Source organism: Massilia sp. DD77 (assembly GCF_036961685.1).
In the GTDB taxonomy this organism is placed as follows: Bacteria; Pseudomonadota; Gammaproteobacteria; order Burkholderiales; family Burkholderiaceae_D; genus Telluria.
Map to the genome: position 1 here is coordinate 1 of NZ_JBAMDH010000080.1, position 6205 is coordinate 6205.

General features: G+C 67.9%; 4 protein-coding genes. 3 read left to right on the forward strand and 1 reads right to left on the reverse strand.

Features of this window, described 5'->3' with window-relative positions; translation table 11 throughout:
- The first annotated feature begins 186 nt into the window (after positions 1–186).
- The 3 genes from V7778_RS24910 to V7778_RS24920 all read left to right on the forward strand — a co-directional run bounded on the left by V7778_RS24910 (position 187) and on the right by V7778_RS24920 (position 3732).
- A complete protein-coding gene (locus V7778_RS24910) occupies positions 187–639 on the forward strand; it encodes a hypothetical protein (RefSeq protein ID WP_335560305.1) in 453 nt (150 codons plus the stop codon).
- Between the two features lie 163 nt (positions 640–802).
- On the forward strand, positions 803–2278 hold the full coding sequence (locus V7778_RS24915) for a DUF2868 domain-containing protein (RefSeq protein ID WP_335560307.1): 1476 nt from the start codon (positions 803–805) through the stop codon (positions 2276–2278).
- Positions 2275–3732 (forward strand): DUF3482 domain-containing protein, encoded by a 1458-nt coding sequence (locus V7778_RS24920; RefSeq protein WP_335560309.1) that lies wholly within the window; start codon positions 2275–2277, stop codon positions 3730–3732. The genes V7778_RS24915 and V7778_RS24920 overlap by 4 nt, the downstream gene beginning before the upstream one ends.
- Positions 3733–3776: 44 nt before the next feature.
- On the opposite strand, the gene V7778_RS24925 is transcribed toward V7778_RS24920, so the two are convergent.
- Positions 3777–5903 carry a TonB-dependent receptor family protein gene (locus V7778_RS24925; RefSeq protein WP_335560311.1) on the reverse strand — a complete coding sequence of 709 codons (2127 nt, stop codon included), beginning with the start codon at positions 5901–5903 and terminating at the stop codon, positions 3777–3779.
- Positions 5904–6205: the final 302 nt, after the last annotated feature.

Consider the following 6205-nt stretch of genomic DNA (forward strand, 5'->3'; position numbering starts at 1 on the left):
ATCAGACAGACCCTAGTCGCCACACCGCCTTTCGAACGCCCGCATAAAGCCACCAACTCCTTACCGTCCCGCTCTCTCAACAGAGCGTGCGGACATTCCTACACCGCAGCGAAACCTTCTCCTATACAGACCTGACACGGCTGCGCGCATGATCGATCCATTCGTTGAGCAAGCAGAGGAGCGATCATGAAATCGAAAGAGAAGGTCAAAGGCGGTGACAACCGCGCCCGCGGCATCCACAAACCCAAAGTCGTGACCGTCGCCGAGGGCAGCCTGCAGAGCAGGGCGCCTGGCTACGTCATGCCCGGCGGCCCTGACACGCCCTTCCCCAAAGCGAGCATGGGGTCGATGCAGTCCGACCTGAACAATGGCAGCCGCAACGGCGTCGGCACCCAGCACGGCGCATGGAGCGCGCGGCAGCAGGCGCAGCGGATGCAGGCGCGCGGCGAGCAGGACCGCCTTGGTCAACTCCAGGAAGCCACCGGCATCGAACAGAACCAGCCTGGCGGCTCCCAGCAGTCCTCGCTCGGCAGCTCCGGCTCCCGCCAGTCCAGTGCCGAAGCGATACCCCAGAATAATGTGGAGCAGCCGGCCTCCGACTACGGCAGCAAGCGCAGCCGCAAGGGCGCACGCCGCTGACGCGCCGGCGCATCATCCAAACCCGGGACCGTCCCGGGTTTTTTCTTTTCTGCGCCTGCCTACGCGCGCCCACCAAGCGGGAACGCACGCCGCCGGCCTGCCGGCCCGCCGAAACTGAGGCACAATGCATCCATTGCATTGTCAATTCATCCACAGGGAAAGCATGAACGAACAGGTCGCACGCAATGTCGTGCTGGTGCGCGCCATCGAAACCGCCGACGTTGCCCACACCGTGCTGAGCGACGATGACCGCAAGTACGCCACCCGCAGCGCGCGCGAGCTGGCCGCCTGGCAGGCATCCGACAGCAAGACGGCGGTGACCCAGCATCACTTCCTGCAGCAGCGCGCCGAGCAGATCATCAAACGCCTCTCCGAAAGGTCGCCCGCCTTTGCCGCCTTCGTACGCCGACGCCCGGGCATGACCGGGATCTGGACCGCGCTTCCCTTCATCGCCTTTCTCACCGGCGCCGCCCTCGACCGCATCGCCGATCCGCACCGCGTCGACCTGCTGTCCGCACCGCTGCTGCTGATCATCGCCTGGAATCTGCTGGTCTACCTCGGCATGCTGGTGTGGGCCGTCATCCCGCGCAAGCGCAAGGGCGGCAGCCCCTTGCTGCACCGACTCAGCGTCGGCAAGGCCGCCGTCCCGCGCAAGCTTCCGTCAGCCCTCAGCGACGGCGTGGCCCACTATCTCGCCGACTGGGCCGTGCTGAGCGAACCGCTCACACGCGCACGCCTGGCCCGCAGCTTCCACCTCGCCGCGGCAGGATTCGCGCTTGGCGCCATCGCCTCGCTCTACGCGCGCGGCCTGCTGACGCAATACGTCACGGGATGGGAAAGCACCTTCCTCGATGCGCGCCAGGTCCACAGCCTGTTGTCCTGGCTGTTCCTGCCGGCGATGAACGTCTTCCCCTTCCTGCAAGGCTTTTCGCTGGCCGAGATCGAGCAGCTGCGCTTCGGCAGCGGCGGCACGATCGCCAGCGGCGAGCGATGGGTGCATTTGTACGCCGCGACCCTCTTGTTGCTGGTCGTGCTCCCGCGCCTGACCCTGGCCATCTTCGCCGGCCTGCGTGCCGGCCGCTTGAAACGCCGCTTTCCGCTCGACCTGGACCAGCCTTACTTCCGCAAGCTGGCCGACAGCATCGGCGCCGGCGCGCCCGCGCTGCTGCGCGTAATTCCCTACAGCTACACGCTCGACGAAGCGCGCGACCGCGGCCTGTGGGCGCTCGCGGCCAAAAGCCTCGGCGGGCAGGCGCGCGTGCAACTGCGCCCAACGGCCGGCTACGGCGTGGAGCCGAAGGATGCGCTGCGTGACACCGGGCTGGATGAAGGCGGTGTGACCGTGACCGCAGTGCTGTTCAGCCTTGCGGCGACACCGGAAAAGGAAAACCACGGCGCCTTCCTCGATTACCTGGCCAAGCGCGTCCCGCGCGGCGTCGCCGTGCTGCTCGACGAATCGGCCTTTGTCGAGCGCATTGGCGACCAGCCCGGCAGCGAAGCGCGCGTCCTTGAGCGCAGCGCGCTGTGGCGCCAGTTCTGCAGTTTCCACGGCGCCCCCGCCCACGTGGTCGACCTGCTCCAGCCGGACAAGCATCCGCTCGAGTTCGGCGCGGGTCTGAAGTTGCCGGAGCTGCGATGAGCGAGCCGGTCAAGATCCAGTTCGCGCTCGTCTCGCATACCAACAACGGCAAGACGACCCTGGCGCGCACCCTGGTCGGCATGGACGTCGGCGAAGTGCGCGACGCCGCCCACGTCACGGAATTCGCCGAAGCCCATCCGCTGGTCGAGAGCGAGGCCGGGGATCGGCTCGTGCTGTGGGATACGCCAGGCTTCGGCGATTCGGTGCGCCTGCTCAAGCGCCTGGCCATGGCCGGCAATCCGATCGGCTGGCTGCTGCGCGAGGTCTTCGACCGCTACCGCGACCGTCCGTTCTGGCTCAGCCAGCAGGCCTTACGCGCCGCGCGCGACGAGGCGGACGTGGTGCTCTATCTGGTCAACTCGTCCGAGTCGCCCCAGGACGCCGGCTATTTGCCGGCCGAGATGAAGATCCTCGACTGGCTCGGCAAGCCGGTGGTCGTGCTGCTCAATCAGATGGGCCCGCCGCGTACGGGCGCGCAGGAGCAGGGCGAGCAGCAGCGCTGGAAGCAGTACCTGGCGCAGTATCCGGTCGTGAAGGAGGTCCTGCCCCTCGACGCGTTCGCCCGCTGCTGGGTGCACGAGCATGTGTTCTATGAAGCACTGACACCATTGATCGCACCTGCCAGGCAGGCCGGCTATGCGCGCCTGCTGGCCGCATGGTCCGCGCGCAACCGTGAGCGCTTCGGCAACGCACTGCATACCAGCGCCGAGCAGCTGGCCGCTGCAGCGCGTGACAGCGAAGCGCTGCCCGAGACCGAGCGCGGCGTGCTGCGCAGCGCCCTCAAGGCGGTCGGCATCAACAAGGACGAACAGCGCCGGCAGGAGCTGGCGATGGCGGCCCTGGTGGCGCGTCTCGAAGACGGCATTAATCGGGCCACCGCGCGCATGCTATCGCTGCACCGCATCGATCCCGGCCAGGCGCTGACGATCAACGCCCGCGTGCGCGAGAACTTCGCCGTGCGCGCGCCGGTGGACAAGGCCCAGGCCGGCCTGCTGGGCGCCGTCGTTTCCGGCGCCGCCACCGGCCTGTCGGCGGACGCCATGGCGGGCGGCCTGACCATGGGCGCAGGTGCGCTGCTGGGTGCCGTCGTCGGCGGCCTGACGATGGCTGGCGCCGCCTGGGGCTTCAACCAGCGTCAGGATCGCGACCGCGCCAGTGTGCAGTTTGCCGATCCATTCCTGCAAACGCTGCTGGTCGGCGCGATCCTGCGCTACCTGGCTGTCGCCCACTTCGGCCGCGGCCGCGGCAACTATGTCGAGAGCGAGGCGCCGCCGTTCTGGCAGGCGGAAGCCGAAGGCGCGCTGGCCGCCGTTGACCAGGCGCGCCTGTGGCAGGCGGTGCGCACGGCGCCCGACCTGGGCGCGGCGACGCGTGAAGTGGAAGCGGTGCTCGTTCCCGCCGTAACAGCGGCCTTGCACAAGCTGTACCCGAACGTGTCGCTCCCGGACAAGTGAAGCTGTCCTGACGTGATGCGTGCTCCCGGCTGGCGGTATCGCTTCTAGAACTGGTATTGGGCGCTCACGCCCAGTATCCAGTTGCGCCCTGGCGCGGCCTCGTAATAGCGGCGGTTACTCTCGCCGACGATGACCGAGCCTACATACTCGCGGTCGAACAGGTTGTTCAAGCGCGCGAACTGCTTCAGCTTCCATCTTCCCGCCTGCTGGCTGGCCTGGGCCCGGGCGTTCACGATGCCGTAGCCAGGCGCCGGCGCGGCATTGTTGGCGTCGTCCGCATAGACACGGCTGTTGGCGATCGTCTCGAGCGCCGCGCCGAAGCGGCCCGCCGCGTCCTTCCAGCCGAGCTCACCGTAGAAGCTGGTCTTGGGAATGCCCGGCAGGCGGCTGCCCTCCGCTACCGCGCCGAAGCCTTCGTCGTAGATGGCGTGCAGCGCGCTCAGGGCCACGCGCGCATTCCAGCCGGCGCCCAGCTCGGCGTCGAGCGACAGTTCGGCGCCCTGGCGCAGGGTGGCGCTGGCATTGCGGTAGCTGGTGCGCCCGCCCGAGGAGCTGTCGACCACCAGCTCGTCCCTGGTACGCACCTGGAACAGGGCGGCGTTGATTCTCAGGTGTTCGATTGGCATGGCTTTCAGGCCGGCCTCGAGATGGGTGCCGACCGCCGGCGCCAGGCCGAAGTTGAAGCCCCCGCCTGCGCCGGAATAGAAGGATTCGTTCAGGGTCGGCGTCTCGAAGCCGCGCGCGGCGCTGGCGTACACGTTCAAGGTGGGGGAGACCTTGTACAGCACGCCCGCCAGCGGCGTCGTGTGGCGGTAGTCGACGCCGCCGCTGTCGTCCCCGTTCGACAGGAAGCGGTCGCGCACGTCGAACTTCACACGGCTGTGACGCAGGCCGCCGCTCACGACCCAGGGGCCGCGTTCCCATTGCACCTGCACATACGGGTCGACATTTTCGACATCGTCCCGTTCGTCGCGGCGCAGATTGCCCTTGAGGCCGAATGTATTGCCGACAAAGTTCTCGAAGCCCTGGCGCGCGTCGCGCGAACGCGCGAACTCGATGCCAAGGGTGGTGCGCACCGTGCCGCCGGCCAGTTCGCGCACGATGCGCCAGTTCGCGTCGACACCGTGGAAGTCGCGGTCGAAGTCGATCACACCGCCCGAGTGGCTGCTTGGGGCCTGGAAGCCCCGCGAGAACGACTGGTATTGGATCACGCGGCGGTTGCCGCCCCACGCGGTCAACTGCAGGCGGTCCGGCCCAAAGCGGCCTTCCCAGGTGAGGCCGGCCTGCTGGTGGTCGATGCTCTTGCGGGTGTCGTAGCGCTCGGCGAAGCTGCGGCGTGGCGTCTGGGTGTCGGTGGTGTCGATCTCGCCCGCGCGCCGGTCGTTCTGGTAGCTCGTCCAGGTGACGCCCAGCGGGTCTTGCGTGTCGTCCTGGCGCAGGCCGCTGGCGGTGATGGTCAGGCGGCTGGTCGTGGACGGTTCGACCACCAGCTTGGCGTAAGCCTGGTCGCGCGTCGCGGCGCTGTGGTCGCGGTAGCCGTCGGTCTCGAAGCGCGAAGCGTCCAGCAGGTAGCCGATGCCGCCGCTACGGCCGCCGGCGTTGACATCGAGCTTGCGCAAGCCATCGCTGCCGGCCGCGAAGCTGGTCTCGACCGCGGGCGCGCCTTGCGGATCGCGCGTGAACAGCTGCACCACGCCGCCCGAGTGGTTGCCATATAAAGCGGAGAAGGGACCGCGCAACACTTCGATCCGCTCGGCCATGTCGAGATTGAAGGTGGCGGCCTGGCCCTGGCCATCGGGCATGGTGGCCGGGATGCCGTCCGCGACCAGGCGCACGCCACGCACACCGAAGGCCGAGCGCGCGCCGAAACCGCGCGAGGAAATCTGCAGATCCTGAGCGTAGTTCTGGCGGTCGCGTGCGACCAGGCCCGGCACCGCGGCCAGGGCTTCGGACGCGTTCACGCGCGGCTGCGTGTCGCGGATCGACGCGGCATCGACCGCATCGATCGAGGCCGGCAGGTCGAAACTCGTGTGTTCGGCGCGGGTCGCGGTGACCACCACGACGCTGGGCGCGCCGACCGGTTCGTCCGCCGCCGCGGCCAGCGGCCAGCAGGCAAGGACGGTCGGGAGGGCTGCGGCCAGCGGTGTCCAGCGTAATGCGTCTTGCTTCATGTCGTCTCCAATTGTTTGACGGCGCGCCGGAATTCCCGCGGCTTGCTATCCAACCGAGCAATATACCTGTCATGCAAACAAGACGTGCGCACACCAATGGCGCGGCGCGACCAGCCGGATGTCGACCACCGGTGGGTCACCTGCACCAGGTGCACCTGACAAATCCTCCATGGCCGCATTGCGCCATCTCGCCGTACAGTCTTGCTGTCCTCGACGCCGCGTCGGAGGGGCATCCCTTGCCCTGACGGTTTTGTGAGACGCACTAAGTTCACGGATGAGCTTGCAAGACCACCGTCAGATGC

Coding starts and splice junctions, on each gene's coding strand:
- V7778_RS24910 (WP_335560305.1), top strand. CDS start 187: ATGAAATCGAAAGAGAAGGTCAAAGGCGGTGACAACCGCGCCCGCGGC.
- V7778_RS24915 (WP_335560307.1), top strand. CDS start 803: ATGAACGAACAGGTCGCACGCAATGTCGTGCTGGTGCGCGCCATCGAA.
- V7778_RS24920 (WP_335560309.1), top strand. CDS start 2,275: ATGAGCGAGCCGGTCAAGATCCAGTTCGCGCTCGTCTCGCATACCAAC.
- V7778_RS24925 (WP_335560311.1), bottom strand. CDS start 5,903: ATGAAGCAAGACGCATTACGCTGGACACCGCTGGCCGCAGCCCTCCCG.